This window comes from Actinomadura fibrosa (assembly GCF_900659615.1).
In the GTDB taxonomy this organism is placed as follows: Bacteria; Actinomycetota; Actinomycetes; order Streptosporangiales; family Streptosporangiaceae; genus Spirillospora; species Spirillospora fibrosa.
Genome location: NZ_CAACUY010000101.1, coordinates 1 through 18,259, shown reverse-complemented (window position 1 = coordinate 18,259; position 18,259 = coordinate 1). Strand labels below are relative to the sequence as shown.

Sequence of the window (18,259 nt, the reverse complement as noted above, 5' to 3'; positions counted from 1 at the left end):
AGCATGATGCACCACAGAAGGGGAGTTGGGTAGAATATGAGAGAGATTCGGGAGCATCCCGAGTGGTCTTGGATCGAACTCGTCGTCACGCACGAGCGGTGGCGCGAGGTCGGTGATCAAGTGCGTGATCAACTCGCCGACGTCGCCGCCGGGGCCGTCCCCGCGCCCGAGTCGATCAGCTCGTGGATATTTGATCTCTCCGTCGACGACGAGGTCCTCGGCCAAATCTATGAGGACTCCCACAAGGTGTTCGTAGAGGCCGAACTCGGCCCACTGGGCGCCAATACCGGCCGGAAGATCAAAGTTATCGCTTACCGCTGTCCGCACTGCTCCTACAGCGAACCGGGAGACGCACGCGGCCCCTCACTGCGCGGCCGCTGCCCCGAGCACGGCAGCCTAATGCGAGCTGCTAATCCATGACCGAAAGCCTCGTCAAGGCTCTGGTGGACCCATGGACGAGCCGGTGGAAGAGCACCGCCATCGGCGCCGCCCTGCTGTTCTGGCTCACCGGTGCTGTGTGCTACATGCTGACACACTCGACCGCCGCAGCGGTCTGCGCGACCTCTCGGTCGGCGGGCTCACCATTCTGGTGCGTGATCACGCCATACCCCAAGGCGGCAGCGATCGCGCTCCCGCTGCTGGCGGTCGCCGTCGTCGCCACAACAGCGGCGGTTTGTGCACGGCTGGCCCCGGTGATGATCACTTTCCTCGCCGAGGCCAGCTGGAGCCGCCTGCCGTTTCTCCGGCCGCTGGCGCGTTGCAGGATCCGCCGCCACGAAAAGATACGCAAGCACTATGGAGAGCACGCCGAGATGGCATCCAAGCGGACGCCTAACGACTGGGTGGAGGCTGCGCGCGATGACGCCGTAATCGAGAGCCGCCGCGACTACGCGCGTGGTGAACTGGTGGTAGGCCCCACCCGTTTGGCGAACATTTTCACAGCCACCGCCGCCCGCATCGAGGAAGCCTATGGCCTTAACCTCCAGACATGCTGGCCATATCTGGTCGCCGTGCTACCTCCCGAGTCCCGTGCCGACCTATCCGCACAGGCGGCGGCCTTCCAACTCCGCGCTCAAGGCCTGCTGCTAGCGCTCGCGCTCCCGCTATGGAGCCTGCTCCTAGGGATCAGCTGGTGGACCGCCGTCCTCTGGTTGGTCGCAACCGTCCTTCTGATCGCCGGACACCGCTCCATGATCGATGCTGCTCGGTCCTATCTGACCGAGATCGAGGCTTTGATGGGTCTTCACCGCCGCGCTCTCTACGATGGCCTCGGGTTCCCCCGCCCTGCTTCGACCGAATCCGAGCCAGCCACCGGCAAGGGTTTGAGTGACTACCTCAACGCCAACACGGCCACCCCCACCGAACTCCAGTGGCCTGACTCACCCGCCCCTTCGTAACGTTGATCAATATCGCGGCGGACGGTGGCTGAACCGCCCCGGGTTTGCTGGAGGCTCCACAGAACCCGGGGCGGTTCACACAGCATGAAACTGAGTATTCGAGCGGTACAGGCTGGGGCTGGCGGTCTTCCCGCTCCCGGCGGGCGCCAAAGCGCCGGCGCCGTCCGGCTGGCAGCGCGCCGCGACCGCCGACCCCGGCCGGATCCGCGCGAGCTGGCCGACCGGCGCCAACGTCGGCGTGGGCTGCTGGCCCTCGCGCGTCGTCGTCCTGGTGTAGCTCGAACGTAGTGACCGCGCCAGTCAAGCTGTGAGTGCGTATTTCGGCTGGTGGCGGACTTGGTAAAGGCGATGGTGTTCGCGTTTGGTGACGAGCCGGTGGCGCCCTACCGGCCCAGCTGCCGGCGAACCGGTTCGGCCAGCACGAACATCCCCGGCTCGTCCTCCCGTTTCCTCTGCGGGGACCTCCCACGGCGAGCCTGGCCGCTGGGTCCTCACGACCGCCGCGCTACGCCCCGGGCGGCCAGCGCTGCGACCCCCGCGATCTCGTCGCCGCGGTGTGCGCGACGGAACCGCCCCGGAGTGCGGTTTCGGCGCTCGACCTCCGCACCGATCACGTGACCGGAATTCCCTGACGTCGTCCGGGGCGCTGACCTGCGCAAACGAACGGAGGAGACCAAATAGAATCCGCGTACTGTCCATCTAGAGATCATCGGCGGTCGGCGCGTCCTCTCGCGGCAGCCGCCAATCATCGTGCCCCCGCCTAAACGCCTAGAACAGGGTGTGCTTGTCCACCCTCGCCATCGCCCGAACCTTCGCCTCCGAGATCCCTTTGATATCTTGCAGATTTGCGCCCCGCAGGTCCGTGACCTGTAGGTTTGCGTCCTGCAGGTTTGCGTCCTGCAGATCCGCGTACCGCAGGTCCGCATGTCGCAGATTTGCGCTCCGCAGGTTCGCGTCCTGCAGGTTCGCGTTCTGCAGGTCCGCGCCCGGCAGGATCGCGTACCGCAAGTCCGCGCCCTGCAGGTCCGCGTACCGCAGGAACACCTCCTGCAGGTACGTGCCCCGCAGGTCCATGTGTGCCAGGCGCGCGCCTCGCAGGTTCGCGTACGCCAGGTGCGCGCCCCGCAGGTCCGCGTAAGGCATATACGCGTGCGACAGGTCCGCGTACTGCAGGTTTGCGGCCTGCAGGTTCGCGTCTGACAGGTTCACCGACTGCAGGTTCGCGGCCGACAGGTACGTGCTCTGCAGATTCGCGTCCGACAGGTCCGCGTCCTGCAGGTCCGCGTCCTGCAGGCGGGCACCGGTGAGGTGGAGACGGCTGAGATCCAAGCGGCGGCGTTCGGGGCGGTTCGGCCGGGCGCCGAGCGCGGTCAGCGTGGCTTGGACGTCAGCCTCGGGCTTCTCGGGCAGGGGCCGCGGTCGGCTCAAGGTGGGTTGGTCGTCGTCGTTGAGGCGGGCGGTGGGAGCGCGGCGGCGCACGAACGCCTCCAAGACCTCTACCACGTCGTCGTGGTGGGGGCTGGAATCGGCGGCCACGTGCGCCAGGGCGTAGATGCCACCCAGGCGCGCGTCGATGTCAGTAGAGCTGAGCCGTTCCAGGGCTTTGGTGAACCGGTCGGTCACCTGGCCGCGGTGGGAGAGCCGGTAGTTGCGGGCGGTGTACAGCAGCGAGATCGCCACCACCACCGCGCCACCGGCCGACACCACCAGCAGCCGGGCGTTGTGCCGGTCCTTGGCATCGCCGCCCTTGCCGTTCAAACCCATCCAGCCGGGGATCCGCCACAAGGCCACCGCGTACCCCACCGCCAGCACGGCCAGGCCCACCCCTGCCAGCGCCGTCCCCGTACGGCGCGTACCAGGTCGCGCCAACTCGTACTGCCCTCGGCGGTGCAACCGCCGCATCCGACCACCCATACCGCATCAGACGTCCCGGCCTCACCGCTCGTTCACAGTCCACCTGTTCATGAGGATTGACCTAGATCGTCAAGTCGCTGTCAGGGTGCAGCGATTTTTTTAGGGCTAGAGCCGGAACGCCTGCTGTGAGGACGGTGAGGACGACCGCAGTGAGACGCTGGTCATCGGTCTGGGCATAGCCCGCGAGGGTGGACAAAACCGCGACCCAGCCAGCGAAAATCGCGGCAGCGGCACGCGCGCGGCGGCTCCCGTTCGCCACAGTCGGCTCCCCTCAGGCGGATGGATGTCCCACGGTAGGACGTCCGTACCCGTCCACGCGTTCCCGCGCCAGATCGAACTGGCCCTCGACTGTGCAACCGCCGCATCCGATCACCCATACCTGCTCGGACGCCCCACCTTTTTTCCGCCCGTTCACGCGTGGGCCGACAGCAGACAGAGCCCGTGTTCTGTCCGGTTAGCCGTTCCGGAGAGAATCTTGGCCAGTGTCAGCTGGGCTCACCAGCCGAAGCGGATTGAGGTATCCGGCGTCCTGTCGCTCCAGCAGGCCCTCGACGAGCGTGGGCCGGCACATCGGCCTGATCAGCAAACACCTCGGCACCACCAGCCGGATCGCGATGGGCGCCGCGGCCGCGCGCCGCGGCTGGTTCGATTGACCCAACTTCTCTGCCCGAAGCGCTCGCACCGACGGCAACGGCCGACACCCCGCCGACCCGCCCGAATTACCGGCGGCCGCCCTTCGGACTATGCTGACGCCCTCCCCAGCCAGGCGGCTATCGTCGGCTGAGGGCCTCGATCCTCCTAGCCTGGCCGCTCCCCTGGTCCGGCCCGTGTCTGGGGCGACCGAGCCCACCATTGCGGGGCGGCGTCGGGCGTGACGTAGGTGAGGACGTACGGTCGCTGGCTTGTAGCCGAGGCACGGGTCTTGGACGACCGCGCCGCTTATGGTTGGTTGCGAGCCGGAAACGAGGTGCCGATGAGTAGCGACGAGCTTGCTCCGCGCAGGAAGCAGAGGGCCGACGAGCGCTTCGAGTCCGTGGTCGATGATCTGGAAGCGCTGATGCGCTCCTGTCTGAAACCACAGTTCGAAGGCTACGGCGGGCAGATCACTCTGAGTCGCGAACGCACTGAGGCCTTCGAGAGCGTGAACGAGGGCAGAAAGGCTCTGCGAGCCGCCGGCAAGCGCCTCGGCTGGAAGGTGCGCACCTACTACGAGCAGGACGGCGGCAGGCTCCATGCCTTCGATGTCCGGGAGCGCCCAGAGCATGTCAGCCGGGCAATGAGCCGGCACGCCGCCAAAGCCATCGACGGCTTCTTTCGCGGGCACTCGCAGGACTGAGCATCCGACTGAACGCCACAAAAGTGCAGACGTGGAGAGCGTCGAGACGCGCGAATGTTGAGCTCGTCGACTGACCTGATGCGTATCCGCACGGAGGCCGGGATGTCGGACGTGGCGTCGATCTCTTCTCGCGTTGTCGGTCCTACCTGGTTGGCTGAACGACGTGACGATGGTCAACTGGGATCAGCCTGGTGAGAAGGTCGAGGAGTTCGTAGCCGCGCTGCTGCTCCTGAAGTTTCCGCACGGGAACAGCCCGACGCCGGCGCGCGGCGATCGGGGCGTTGACGTTCGGGTGTGGAACCCCGATGGGGAGGAGTCCTGGGACACGTTCGTCAACGAGACGCTGCCGGTGCTACCGGTGCGTTCGTGGACTCTGGTGACGCCTTGGGAGCCCACCAACCAACGGCTCGATTGGCTGGAGAAGCTCACCGCCGGCCGCGGCATCCGCACCGGCTGGATGGGCGGCAGGACACTGGACGGCCTGATCGCCCAGAACCCGGCTCTGGTGGAGTACTTCTTCGGCGACGGCGGCGAGCGCCTGCATCGGTTGATGGCCGACATCCTGCGGGGAGGTCGTAATTTTCCTCAAGGCGTGCCTGCCGAGGACCTGCTCCAAGAGGTGATCGACCGCCAGTGCGGCCTCGCCAGCACGCTGAACGAGGTGGATCCCTTCTACCGCTACGAGGTACACGTCCGCTCGGGCCGCGTGAGCGAGCAGGCATGGGACGCCGACCTGCACGCCTCCTCTCCGGTTGCGTGGGTGCACTACCAGCAATTGGACGAGGACTCCTATCTGGTGCTGCGGCTGCTGCCCCGGTGTGCCGAGTCGACGCGTCTGCGGCCGATCACGGTCTCAGTCGAACTGGAGGCTCCCCAAGGCTCGCCGGAGCAGCAGGCCGTTGAGGACTGGCTGCGCCACGGCGCTCCCTTCGACGATGTGCCCGGCACTGTCACCGGCATCACCGGTCCGCCGAGCGCCCTGACCTCCGGCGGGCCTGGCCACCTGTCGTTCATGACGCCCAAGGGGTCAGGCAGTGAACTGCCCGACCTGGAGATCCGGTTGCTGAACCCGCAGGGTCAGGTGATGCACACGCTGGACCTGGTCGAGGTGCGCGCCTCCCGCGGTGTGGAGGGCCCCGGCCTGTGGCTGTCGGGCACCGACCGCTCCGGTGTCCTGCAGCTCGGTTTCCTCCTCAACGGGGCCGAGCACGAGCGAGTCCGCATGACCATGGCCTCCCTGGTCGGCAAGACCCCAGCCGAGGTGCTGCCGGCAGTGCGGCTGGTGGCTGGGCTTGCCGACGATGCCGGGCTGGTCCTGGCGGTGCGGGAGGGCCGGCCTCTGGTCGGGTTCGAGCACCCTGATGACTCCGAACTGCACGCCTCACCAATGGTGGACATGGCGCGCTGGACGGTGGGTCTCCTTGAGGTGCTGATCCTCGTCCAGCAGCACACCTTCCAGCGGGTGAGCGTCCCCGACCTGGCACAGGTGACACCACAGCAGATCGCCGAACTCATGCGCCTCGGCCGGTTGCTGCGCGGCGAGGAGATCCGCAGCACCTGGACCCAGGTCGAGATGACACGCGGCCCTTCCGCCCAGCCGGTGACCCCCGGCCCGGAGTTCAGCATGATGACCACCAGCGAGATACGCCTCAACCTCGCCGGCCACCAGATCAAACTCGACGACGTACAACACCGCGTCATCTACCACAGCGCCCGCATCGCCAGCCCACACAACTTCAACACAGCCCAACCCGGCGACACCATCCACCTGGTGCCCGCCTCCTCCACCGAAGCAACGATCGCGATCGTGCCCACCCCACCCGAACCACCTCAGATCAGCGGCTCGTGACCGGTCTGGGAGCCGCAAGGGTCGATCGCCGCGCTGGCCCGCACGAGATCCGACCATCGGTCCCGGTCGCTCCGAAGACCCCGCCGCAACAGCCGGACACCACCCGGCCGCAGGAGCCCCGCTTGTCCTGACATGGACAGCATCTTCCTGCCGCATACTCCAAGGCCGCGAACACCTCTACTCTCCCGCTATGAGCTGGGAGCAGCTTCGCCCCACCGTTCTGGCGCTAGCCGGTTCTGCAGCTGTTGTCGTCATCGGCTACGCCGTCAACACTCACTCGCCAGGCGAATCCGCAGGGAGGCCCTCCCCCACAGCGTCACAGGCCTGGACTCCTGATCCGCCGTTTCCGGAGCAGGGACCGCCGCTGGAGATCAACTGCAGCCCGGACGACGACCCGGCGATCTTGATGATGCGCAACGAAGTCTGCATGGACCCCGACCCCGAAGAGGAGGCCATCAATAGGCTGCTAGATCAACTCGGCAAGCAGATGCAGTCCAGCCCACCCGTCGTACCGATCGTGCCGTCCAGCAGCCCCATCCTGCCGCCCGGCGGGGGGACGATGTGCGCCGACGGCACATGGTCGTCCTCATCAGGGCGCGGTACCTACTCCTGGCACGGCGGCCAAGCCCGCTGACCCAAGCTGGCCCCGGCGCCGGACCAGGCATGGGGCAGATCGCGCGGTCCTTGTCGTAGTCATGCGGCAGACTGCGGCGGCGACCGACGGCACGCTCTTCACTCAGGGATCCCTCAACGACTATCTGCAACTGCGGCTGACGCACGCGCTCCAGTCCGTGGGCGAGATACCCGCCGAGGAGCTCCAATTCTCTCCGCAAGCGGTGGCCGAGCGTCTCATCGATGAGTATCGCATCGATCTGGTCGAGCTCCACTTCGGTGCGATGACCCGCACCCCCGTGACCGAGACGGCTTTCGTCGCCGCGGCGGACAAGACCCCGAGGGGTGCCCGGTTGCGGAGGCGACCTGGCCAGCGAATGTCCTTGATCGTGCCCTTCACCGGGAACCCGCAACTGCTGACGTCGGAGGCGAACACTTCCAGGCGCGGGGGCGGACCACAGGCGACCCTCAGCGAGAATGCAGTGATCTTCTCGGTCACCGCGGAGCTGCTCACCGAAGACCTGATCCATCGCGAGATCGCCAAGATGCGCAACGAACTCACCGAGCGAGTGCAGTGGGCGAACCAGGACGTCATGGAGTGGGAGCCGCAGTTCCGGGTGGCCCTCGAACGGGAGGTCCAGCGGCGCAAGGGAGCGTTGGACCACGCGGCCACCCTGTCGGCAGCGCTCGACATCCCGCTGGCGCCAGCGCCTGAAGAGGCTCAGATTCACGTGCCTGTGCGGCGCAAGGCGGTGCGGATCGAGCAGGGGCCGGCCTTCTCCGGCGACGACGAGCCGCGGCTGGCCGACGAGATGTACCAGGACGTGCTCCGGACGATCAGCGGCATGAGCCGGGCGGTCGAGCGGCTGCCGCGAACCGCCGGCCACCTCGGCGAGGACGGCTTCCGCGACCTGCTGCTGTTCGTGCTCAATGCCAACTACGAGGGTGCAGCCCGCGGAGAGGTCTTCAACTGCACCGGCAAGACCGACATCCTCCTCAACTGGAAGGACCGCAACGCCTTCATCGGCGAGTGCAAGCGGTGGCGAGGCAAGTCCCAGCTCACTGAGGCCATCGACCAACTCCTCGGCTACACCGGGTGGCGGGATACCAAGGCCGCACTGATCGTGTTCATCGAAGGCGGCAGCCCGAGCGAAATCATCAACAAGGCCGACACCGCGATCCGCGCCCACCCGGCCTTCCGATCCAGCACGCCGAGCGTGGACCCCGACCTGCGCCGCGACTACCTGATGACCTCCCCCAGCGATCCCCATCGCTACATCAAGATGGCCTTCCTACCGGTGATCGTGAGATCAGCAGGTCGGTCCGTTTAGCGGCCGGGTAGACGGTGCAGGCGTGGCAGACGTTGCCTGCTCGATGCTCGTGGTCGCCAGCGGGAATCTTGCGGTCGACTCGACGCACCAAACTTTGCGATGCCCACCACACCGCTACTCTGTGAGAGCCGCAACGGAGACGACCGTCGGGCGGCCGTTGACACCAGCGCATGTGGCTAAGTTCCTGTTCGAGCACATGCCGCAACGAAAACAACCGACGGCCCGTCGTTGACACCAGTGGCGACCGCAGCCTGGACGGGCGTGCAGTGGGCGCTGCCGCAATGAAGACGACGGTCAGCCGGTCCTTGACACCTCCAGCATCGCACCGACGAGAGGCTCATGGAGTTGCCGCACTGGTGACAACCGACGGCCGACCATTGACACAACCCCCAGCCACTTGACGACCGCGGCCCATATATTGCTGCAACGGAGACGACCGTCGGTCGTTGACACCACCGCACGATGGCCGCTGCCGCCGCCGGGCATCTCGACCATGCCGCAATGAAGACGACCGTCGGCCGGTCGTTGACGCGATGCCTGAGCGGGCAGTTTGCGTTGGGTGGCATTTCGTGGGTGGCCTTGGCGGCGACTCTCGTGCGCGTTTGCCTGTTTCCAGCTTCGGAACCTATCAGGGATCCCATGGACACTTGGGGTTCGCGACCTAGAGGCGCAACGGATAAGAGTTGAGACCGCGCAGTGGACGCCAGCTGACGGTCATGCCGCCGCCATCACCAGGCGCAAGTGTCGGCTGAGGACGAGGCGCGGCAACGGGGACGACCGGCTAACGAGCGTGACCGTTGGTCTACAAGCACAGTGAGACGGGCTCAGAACATCGTGCCATAACGGGAGGCGACCGGTCGGCGTTCGTTGGCGCTTCTTTGCCGATCAACGCTTTACCGGAGACCTCGGGTCATGCTCTGCGCAGAGCACGCCGCTACCACGTCGAGGCACACTCCAGCCGAGCCGTGCATCGGCGGATGGTTACCCGGCAATGTGGACGTCAACAAGTGATGCACGCACGCGTCCCAGGTGTCCTACATTGGACGACAGGCAGTGCCTCCGCAGCAGGACTGCTGCGGAGGCCCTGTTAGGTCCTGGCGAGCGTTTCGTTAGAGGTGCGACTTGCCAGGACCGCCTCTTACGTACTCGATGACGGCAAGTATGCTCCGAATCACGCCAGTCACGGCGGAGACCGCCTGCAGCCACGGGAACTGCTTACGGCCTGCTGACGCTTCTCTCGCTGGTGCCCCTTCGGGGCTGGGTCTCATGGCAACCACAGCCTTCCTTCAGCCGGTTGATGATTTGAGCTTGCGCGCGGACTCCTGCGAGAACTACGACCAAGACAGCGATCTAGACAAAGGGCCACAAAGCTGACTCCGTGTCGACTGCAGTGCTCCTGACGCCCTAAATACGCTTATCTCAACCCGCGCGCTCCCGATCCTGTCAAAGACTTGCCGTCGCGTCCGCTGATTCTTGAGACCAGTCTCTGTACCTTCGGCGATGTACTAGGCTGCGGAGTTAACGCACGTTCGTCACGAGCGTCCCAGTTGCGGAAGACCCGTCTCCGTCGTGTGGAGTCAGGACATGGACAGCCGCTTCCCGCGGCCCCCGTTGACGTGTTGCGCGAGTCATACCCCTCGCGCAACACGTCCATTGAGATCACCACGCCAAACCTTCCCCCGAGGACCGATTCGTTCCTGACGTGATCACGAGGCAGGAAACCAGCACTTTGGGTGTCATCCCGTGTCGTTCTATCCGCGAGACGGGGACGACCAACTAGTGGTCGTTGTAGCCTCACACACGAGCGCGTCCCGGGTGAGTGTGGCGGAGCGCCGCAATGAGAACGACCGGCTCACTGTGGTTGCCACCAGGCATTTCGGCTGGAACTACATCGTGACCGGACGCGGCCACAACGGGGACGACTAGCTGCGGGTCGTTGTCACTACCTGGCCAGGATCTGCCGGTCGAGGATGTCGCCGCCACAACGGGGGCGACCGGCTGCGGGTCGTTGTCACACCCGGTCGGGCCTGTGCGGGCCGCGGCGTCGCTGCCACAACGGGGACGACCGGCTGCGGGTCGTTGTTACGGGATCTGAGCAGGCGGTCTGTGCTTTGTGGCGTTCGTTCAGGGCCTTCGGTGACGGCTCCTGTGAACGTTAGTCCGTTTTCTGCTTCGGAACCTAGCAGGATCTCCATGGGCAGTGGGGTTCCGAAGGATCGGAACGGGCCAGGTGGAGATCGGCGCGGGACATTGGTGCATGAATTGTCGGTGCGGTGTGGCAGCCTGTGCTTTCTCGGTGTTCTCGACCGGAATGATCATTATGGATGAGGGTTTTGGCGAGTTTTTCCGGATTGCCCAAGATGGGCAGTTTGGGCCGTATCCGTATCAGCGGGTGATTGCCGAGTCGGGGTTGCCTGTGCTGTGTACGGTGCCGACGGGTGCGGGCAAGACGGCGGCGGCGGTGCTGCCGTGGTTGTGGCGGTTGCTGGTGAATGAGGGGTCGAAGGCGGCTACTCCTCATCGGCTGGTGTATGTGCTGCCGATGCGTTCGCTGGTCGAGCAGACCGTGGATGAGATCAGGCTCTGGCTGGAGCGGCTCGGGCTTGATGGCGTGGTGCAGTTGCATGTGCTGATGGGCGGCGTCAATCGCGACGACGATGCCTGGCAGATGCGTGCAGGGGATCCGGCGATCTTCGTCGGGACGCAGGACATGGTGCTGTCGCGTGCGTTGATGCGTGGGTATGCCGAGCCGCGGTCGCGCTGGCCGGTGTCGTTCGGGTTGCTGCATGCGGGCACCCAGTGGGTGTTCGATGAGACGCAGTTGCTGGGGCCGGCGCTGGGGACGAGTGCTCAGTTGCAGGGTCTGCGGGATGCGTTGGGGACGGCGCTGCCGACGGCGTCGATGTGGATGTCGGCGACGCTGGATGCTGGTGAGTTGTCGACTCCCGACCATCGTCTGGACCCCGCGGGTGCGGCGACGGTCGCGCTGGGGCCGGAGGATCTGGCCGGGGATGCGCTGGGACCGCGTGTCCGGGCGCCTCGCCGCTTCACCCGCTTGGCGCTGCCCGATGATCCCAGACAGTATCCGGCCGCGTTGGCGCGGACGCTGGTGGAGCGTCATCAGCCCGGTACGCAGACCATCGCGTTCTTGAACACGGTGGAGCGCGCGGTCGCGGTGTTCTGCGCCCTCTCCGGCCTGGACGCGGGTTTGGATCTGCTGCTGGTGCATTCCCGGTTCCGGCCGCGTGAGCGCCGGGAGCGGTCAATGCGGCTCCGTGCCGGCCCCGGGGCGGCGGGGCGGATCGTGGTGGCCACGCAGGCGTTGGAGGCCGGGGTGGATGTGTCGTCGCGGGTGCTGTTCTCGGAGGCGGCCCGGTGGAGTTCGCTGGTGCAGCGGGCCGGACGGTGCAATCGGGCGGGCGAGTACCCCGACGGCGCCGATGTGCTGTGGAGCTCGCCGCCCAAGCAAGCCGCAGCGCCTTACACCCCTGACGATGTGGCGGCTGCCGAACGTGCGCTGGCGGAGCTGGAGGGGCGGACGCTGACCACGTTGGAGCTGCAGGCGCTGCCGGTGGCGGAGAGCCGGCCGGTGCATGCGGTGTTGAGGCGGCGTGACCTGCTGCAGTTGTTCGACACCGCCCCGGATCTGTCGGGTGCGGATCTGGATGTGGGGCCATGGGTGCGGGACGCTGAGGACACCACCGTGTTCATGGCGTGGCGTCCTCTACGGGAGGGGCGGCTGCCACAGGAGTCGTTGTTCCCGGCGCGGGATGAGCTGTGCCCGGCTCCGCTGGCCGACGTGCGCAAGCTGGTGAGGAGCGGGCGCCGGCTGTGGGTTCATGACCGGCTTTCGGGGCAGTGGCGGCCCGCGGTGGGTGCCGATGTGGTGCCCGGTGCGGTGCTGGTGGCGGACGCGGCCGCCGGCGGTTACAGTCCGCTGCTCGGCTGGGCGCCCGCGAGCCGCGCGCCGGTGGACCCGGTGGGCGAGGCGGTCGAGGAGCCCGACGCGGTCGGCCATGACGGCTGGTCGTATGCCATGTCGCGGTGGGTGAGCCTGACCGAGCACCTCGACGACGTGGAGCAGGACATCCAGCGCGTCGTCGCCGAGTATCGGCGGCCGTTGGCAGGGCTGTCGGCCCCCCTGCTGCGGGCGGCCGCGCTGGCCGGCCGGTTCCACGATCTCGGCAAGGCACATCCAGTCTTCCAGGACAAGCTGCTCGCCGGCCTGGACGACGGCGATGCACTGCCGGGAGAGGGGCCGTGGGCCAAGTCAGCGCGTCCGGGCCCGCCGCACAGCGGGGACCGCAGGCTGCGGCATGAGCTGGTGAGCGCGCTGATGCTGCTGCATCCCGACTCAGGGCTGCTGGACGGGGTCGCTGAAGCCGACCTGGTGACGTACTTGGCGGCGGCTCATCACGGCAAGGTGCGGGTGAGTGTGCGATCGCTGCCGGGTGAGGGCGAGTTGATGCTCGGGGTGGCCGAGGGCGACCGCACACTGCCGGTGCGGCTGCCGGACGGCGCCGTGGTGGCGGAGTTGCGGTTGCGACTGGATCTGCTGCATCTGGGGGCGGGGGCCGGCGGGCGGTCGTGGACGGCGCGGGCGCTGGCGTTGCGTGACCGGGCTGACCTGGGGCCGTTCCGGCTGGCGTTCCTGGAGGCACTGGTGCGGGTCGCCGATTGGCGGGTCAGCAGCTCCTACCGCGTCGAAGGGGCCTGATGAGCACCTCACCCACCACCGCGCATCGTTTGGCGGGGTTGCGCGCCGACACCTTGGGCGGCTACCTGTCGGCTCTGGGGTTGCTGCGTGTGCTGTCCGAACAGGCCGATCCGGGCGCACACCTGCACTGGGACGGGGATGTGGGGTGCTTGTCGACGTCGCTGAGCGTCGATGAGCTGGTGGAGTGGCTGGTCGACCGGTATCGGCCGAGCCCGATCGTGTCGCCGTGGAATGCCGGATCGGGGTTCGCCGGCAACGGCAAGAGCATCACCGCCGAGAAGGCCCTGCACGTTTTCCGTGCTGCGCCCGGCGACCGGTTCGCGGCGCTGCGCGCTGCCATCCAGGCCGCCGACCAGGTCGTCGCCGAAGCCCGCGAACGCGGCTGGCAGGGCGGTGCGCTGTGGGCCGAGCAGCACAAGGCCGATGTGGTGCGGCTGTGCCGCGCCCGGCTGCCTGATGAGGCGCTGCCGTGGTTGGACGTCGCGGTCACCCTGACCAGCAGCGACCTGCGGTTCAGCCCGCTGGCCGGCACCGGCGGCAACTTCGGCCGCCAGGACCTGTCGGCCACGTTCCTGCAGCGGCTGGCGCTGGTGGCCGGCCCGCAAGCCGACCGCGCCGCCTCCGTGGCCTGGGCACACGCGGTCCTGCTAGGTCGGGAAGATGTCCCCTACGTCCGTGACACGGTCGGGCAGTACGACCCGGGCCGCGCCGGCGGCATCCTGTCCAGCCCGCGGGAGAAGAGCGACGACAGCGGGTTCGCCAACCCGTGGAGCCTGGTGCTGACGTTGGAGGGCACGCTGCTGTTCGCCTCCGCCGTCACCCGCCGCAACCGGGCCGCCGCCGAGGACGGCGCGTTGCCGTTCCTGACGCGTTCCTCGGCCGTCGGATACGACACCGCCGCGACCGGCGAAGACGTCAAGGGCGAACAGTGGGTCCCGCTGTGGCCCCGCCCGGCCGGGCGAGCCGAGGTCGAGCACCTGCTGGGCGAGGGCCGCGCGCAGTGGAACGGCCGCCAAGCCCGCGCCGGCATGGATTTCGCGTTGGCGGTCGCCTCACTCGGGGTCGACCGCGGCCTGTCGGCGTTCCGCCGGTTCGTCATCACCACCCGGCTGGGACAAAACCCGCTGGCCGTCCCCGTCGGGCGGCTGGCGGTGGAACCGCACGGTGAAGTCGATGTGCTGCGCGAACCATATGCGTGGCTGCTGCGCCTCAAACGGCTCCGGCTGCCGGGCGGCGTGGCCTCCGCCGTCCGCCGCACCGAACAGCAGATCTACCAGGTCGCCGCGGGCGGCGGCGCCGCGGCGTTACGCCGGTTCGTGGTGGAGTTCGGCCGCCTGCACGCTGCGGTGAGCCACTCGGGGGCCGTCCGCGCCGACATCAGACCCTACGCACCTGGCGCCGGACGGGTCGCCGAGGACTGGCCGGCGCTGCTGCCCGAGGACCCGGAGCTGTGGATAGCCGCCGCGATCGCCTCCCTGCGCGACTCCCCGGCCGACCAGGCTGGCGGTGACCGGTCCCCGCGAGGGCTGCTGACCTGCGTCCAGCGGCGCCGGGCGCCGACCGGCCGATGGGAGACGGTGTGGAGCGACCGCACCCCGACCCGGCTGGAGTTGACCGGCGTCACCCTGGCCGCCGCGCTCGGGCAGATGCACCGCCTGCGCGCCCTGCCCCCCGATACCGGGCCCGGCCAAAGCAGCGGGCGTGCCACCGGTTTCATCGCCTACCGGCGCGGGGTGGCGCTGCCGGAGCCGCTCGTGCAGGCGTTCGTCCTCGGCGATGTGGACGACCACGCGATCGCCGACTACCTCAACGGGCTGCTGGTCCTGGGCTGCCGCCCCGATACCGCCGCCACCTGGCCCGCGGTGCCCTGGCGGCCGCCGCATCCGCTGCTGTCGGCCCTGCTGCCCTTCCTAGCGCCCGGCCCGATCCGCCTCCCCGGCGCCAACGGCCCCGACCACACCCCCGGCAACACCGTTGACCTCGCGCCCCGCCCGTACTGGGCCGCTCAACTGCTGGCCGGCAACCTCCAGGCCGTCGCGGAAGATGCGCGGCGGCGCCTGACCATCGCCAGCTGCCGCCCCCTGCTGACCGGCCAGGACCTGACCCGCATGCCCATCGACGGCACCCGGCTCGCCGGAGCCCTGCTGCTGCACCTCACCCCCCGCGCACGCACCAACGCACTGGCCGCCGTGACCGCGGCCGCCCCCACCCACGACGAACAGGACGAAGAGGTCCGCTCATGAAGCTGCTCGACGCGCCCCGCCTGCGGTACACCGTCGCGCTGCGCCCCGCCCTGGGGTCGACGTTCCAGCCCACCGGCTTCCCCGACCTGGGCGCCGCCAAGTTCGACTACTTCGACGCCGACGGCCAGCCGCAAGAAGCCCTGCTGGTGGAGTCGGTGCAGTCGATGGCCAACCGCCTGGAAGCCACCGCCTGGGACGCCGCCGCCCAACAGCCCGTCCCGCTGCTGGCCGCCCTGCCCCACGTCCGGGTACACCGGGCCGGCGCACCCGAGGAGTTCCTGACCTCCAGCCGCCTGGAAGCACACCGCCTGGCATCGGCGTTCGTCCGCGACAGCACCCTGGACGGCACCAAGATGCTGCAGGTCATCAAGGACCGCCTCGGCCTGGCCAAGGACACCCCCCTCGACCGGACCGCCATGGCACGCGCCCTGCTCGGCCTGGACCCGTTCTGCCTGCTGCACGGCGTATTCTTCTCCCACAAAGAATGGATCGGCCAGCCCCGCTTCCCCCGCGCGATCTCCGCCGTCATCGAGGCCTACGACGTCCGGCAGGCCGTCTCCGGCGGCCGCAAATCCGACCACGTCCGCCACCAGCTCGACAAGGACGGCAACGGCGGCGGAACCAGCGAAGGCTACGGCTCCATCCCCTTCCACCGCATCGAATGGACCGCCCGCCAGATCAAGGCGATGTTCTCCATCGACGTCGAACTGCTGCGCTCCTACGGCCTGGACGACCACACCACCGAACTGCTGGCCACCATCGCGGTGTGGGAGATCAGATCGCTGCTGTCGCGGGGACTGCGCCTACGCACCGCCTGCGACCTCGACCTGACCGACACCCTCCCGGCCTCCCTGCCTCCGCTGGACGAGCTGGAAGAACGCATCAACACGCTGCTCCCGTCCGCCACCGACCTCACCGGCGCGACCGGGCCGCTCACCGTGCTGTGGAACGGAAAGAACTGACATGAGCGTCCACCTGGCCTTCCACTTCCCCTGGAAGCGATACCACGCAACACCCTGGGGCCACTACGTCAACGAGGGCAAAGTCGAACTACCGCCCTCCCCCTGGCGGATCCTGCGCGCCCTGTACTCGGTCTGGAAGCTACGCGCCCCCGACCTGGACGCCGACACCGTCCACGGCCTGCTGCACCAACTGGCCGTACCACCCGACTACACGCTCCCGCCCTACCGGCTCTCCCACACCCGCCACTACCTGCCCGACACCCAACACCGCACCGGAACCCCCAGCACCGACCTGGCTCTGGACGCCTTCGCGATCCTGGGCGGCGACGCCACCATCGGCGTGCACTGGCCCATCGACCTGCCCGACCACCAGCACCAAGCCCTGCACCGGCTCGCCGCCTCCCTGCCCTACCTCGGCCGCGCCGACAGCCTCTGCGAAGCCACCCTCCACACCGACAACCCCCACCCCACCACACCCAAAACCGTTCCCCTCCTGGACGGCCACGCCCCGCACGGCATGCTCAACACCCAAGTCCTCGCCCCCGACCTCCCCCTCAACCTCGACGCCCTGACCGCCGAAACCACCGACACCCGCCGCGCCAAACTCCTCTACCCACCCGGCAGCCGCCTCCTCAACTACGCCGTCCCCGCACCCGAACAACCCGCACCACCACACCAGCGCCGCACCCGCACCCGCACTACCGCGACTTCGCTCACCACCGTCCGGTTCTCCCTCCACGGCACCCCACAACCACGCGCCACCGACACCATCGCCGTCACCGACGCCCTCCGCGCCGCCACCCTCAAAGCCCTCGGCCCCACACCCGGCCCCAGCAACCTCGTCGGCAAAGACACCCACGGCCAACCCCTCAAAGGCCACCAACACGCCCACTACCTCGGCCTCACCGACAACGACACCCTCACCGGCCTGGCCATCTGGGCACCCGGCGGCCTCACCGACCAAGAACTCCACGCCCTCCACAACCTCGCCGGCCGCAGCATCAGCGTCCCCCAAGGCGTCCGAGGCCCCCACAACCTCCAGATACGCGTCAACGCCTACGGCGAACCCGACATCCTCCCCCCACAACTCACCACGCCCTCAACGAACTGGGCGACAAGCACCCCCTTCGTTCCCAACCGCTGGCGCCCCCGCAGCACCACACCCGACGATCACCTCACCCAAGAAATCAACCGGGAACTCGCCCACCGAGGCATCACCACTACCGTCAAGATCACCGAACTACCCAGCAAACACTGGGTCACCTACCGCCGCCACCGCCCCACCCAACACCAACGCACCAACCGCGCCAGCACCACCCGCAGCCCACACGGCCTCCACCTCCAATTCACCCAACCCATACCCGGCCCACTCTGCCTCGGCGAACTTTCCCACTTCGGCCTCGGCCACTTCCACAACACCAACCACTAGACCCCTTCGAAACCCACAAGCTCCCCACAGAACCCCCAGGAGATCCCGAACCAGAAACCGGACACTGAAACACAGAGCCAACCCTCGCTGACAACGATGAAGGTTAGAGATGGGTGAACTGCCAGCTCAGGTACCGTGTCAACGACCAGTCGACAGTCGTCTCCGTTGCAGCAGGACCCAGAACAGCCCGGCGGGCGGGTGTCAACGACCGGTCGACGGTCGTCCCGTTGCGGCTCTTGGAACGCCGAGTGGACACCGCTCTCCTCCTCGTGCCAACGGCCGGCCGATGGTCGTCTCCGTTGCGGCGCGATCCGCAGGGTCTTGCCAGTCGGCTGTTCACCGGCTAAGAGGTCCTCACAGAATTAGCGGGCGAGGCGTCGCCAGCAGACCTCCGATGGTGCTAAGCCGTCAAGCGGCCGTCATGAGGGTGGGGGTGAAGGCCTTGTCGGGGTCGTAGGTCTGGCTGGTT

At 67.8% G+C, this 18,259-nt stretch carries 12 protein-coding genes; 11 read left to right on the top strand and 1 reads right to left on the bottom strand.

The window, feature by feature from the left end:
* The first annotated feature begins 36 nt into the window (after positions 1 to 36).
* The 3 genes from E1300_RS28040 to E1300_RS28030 all read left to right on the top strand — a co-directional run bounded on the left by E1300_RS28040 (position 37) and on the right by E1300_RS28030 (position 1,674).
* Entirely contained in the window at positions 37 to 420 is a 384-nt protein-coding gene (locus tag E1300_RS28040) for a hypothetical protein (protein WP_131760082.1), read from the top strand.
* A complete protein-coding gene (locus tag E1300_RS28035) occupies positions 417 to 1,397 on the top strand; it encodes a hypothetical protein (protein WP_131760081.1) in 981 nt (326 codons plus the stop codon). The genes E1300_RS28040 and E1300_RS28035 overlap by 4 nt, the downstream gene beginning before the upstream one ends.
* 112 nt (positions 1,398 to 1,509) lie before the next feature.
* Positions 1,510 to 1,674, top strand: a complete 165-nt coding sequence (locus E1300_RS28030; protein WP_131760086.1) for a bifunctional DNA primase/polymerase — start codon at positions 1,510 to 1,512, stop codon at positions 1,672 to 1,674.
* 491 nt (positions 1,675 to 2,165) lie between these two features.
* Here the strand turns inward: E1300_RS28030 and E1300_RS28025 are convergent, their stop codons facing one another.
* On the bottom strand, positions 2,166 to 3,221 hold the full coding sequence (locus E1300_RS28025) for a pentapeptide repeat-containing protein (protein ID WP_165503031.1): 1,056 nt from the start codon (positions 3,219 to 3,221) through the stop codon (positions 2,166 to 2,168).
* Between the two features lie 1,063 nt (positions 3,222 to 4,284).
* On the opposite strand from E1300_RS28025, the gene E1300_RS28020 reads away from it, so the two are divergent.
* From E1300_RS28020 to csb2, 8 genes are all read left to right on the top strand, one after another.
* A complete protein-coding gene (locus tag E1300_RS28020; protein WP_131760079.1) occupies positions 4,285 to 4,647 on the top strand; it encodes a hypothetical protein in 363 nt (120 codons plus the stop codon).
* A gap of 163 nt (positions 4,648 to 4,810) precedes the next feature.
* Entirely contained in the window at positions 4,811 to 6,496 is a 1,686-nt protein-coding gene (locus tag E1300_RS28015; RefSeq protein WP_131760078.1) for a hypothetical protein, read from the top strand.
* Positions 6,497 to 6,686: 190 nt separating this feature from the next.
* On the top strand, positions 6,687 to 7,130 hold the full coding sequence (locus E1300_RS28010; RefSeq protein WP_131760077.1) for a hypothetical protein: 444 nt from the start codon (positions 6,687 to 6,689) through the stop codon (positions 7,128 to 7,130).
* A gap of 61 nt (positions 7,131 to 7,191) precedes the next feature.
* Complete coding sequence (locus E1300_RS28005; protein WP_131760076.1) at positions 7,192 to 8,439, top strand: hypothetical protein; 1,248 nt, start codon at positions 7,192 to 7,194, stop codon at positions 8,437 to 8,439.
* Between the two features lie 2,296 nt (positions 8,440 to 10,735).
* Positions 10,736 to 13,156, top strand: coding sequence for a type I-G CRISPR-associated helicase/endonuclease Cas3g (cas3g, locus tag E1300_RS28000; RefSeq protein ID WP_207399991.1), 2,421 nt, complete (start codon positions 10,736 to 10,738; stop codon positions 13,154 to 13,156).
* Complete coding sequence (gene cas8g1 / locus E1300_RS27995) at positions 13,156 to 15,399, top strand: type I-G CRISPR-associated protein Cas8g1/Csx17 (RefSeq protein ID WP_131760075.1); 2,244 nt, start codon at positions 13,156 to 13,158, stop codon at positions 15,397 to 15,399. The genes cas3g and cas8g1 overlap by 1 nt, the downstream gene beginning before the upstream one ends.
* Complete coding sequence (gene cas7g, locus E1300_RS27990) at positions 15,396 to 16,361, top strand: type I-G CRISPR-associated RAMP protein Csb1/Cas7g (RefSeq protein ID WP_131760074.1); 966 nt, start codon at positions 15,396 to 15,398, stop codon at positions 16,359 to 16,361. Before cas8g1 ends, cas7g begins: the two co-directional genes overlap by 4 nt.
* Before the next feature lies 1 nt (position 16,362).
* Positions 16,363 to 17,790 carry a type I-G CRISPR-associated protein Csb2 gene (csb2, locus tag E1300_RS27985; protein WP_131760073.1) on the top strand — a complete coding sequence of 476 codons (1,428 nt, stop codon included), beginning with the start codon at positions 16,363 to 16,365 and terminating at the stop codon, positions 17,788 to 17,790.
* The last annotated feature ends 469 nt before the right edge of the window (positions 17,791 to 18,259 follow it).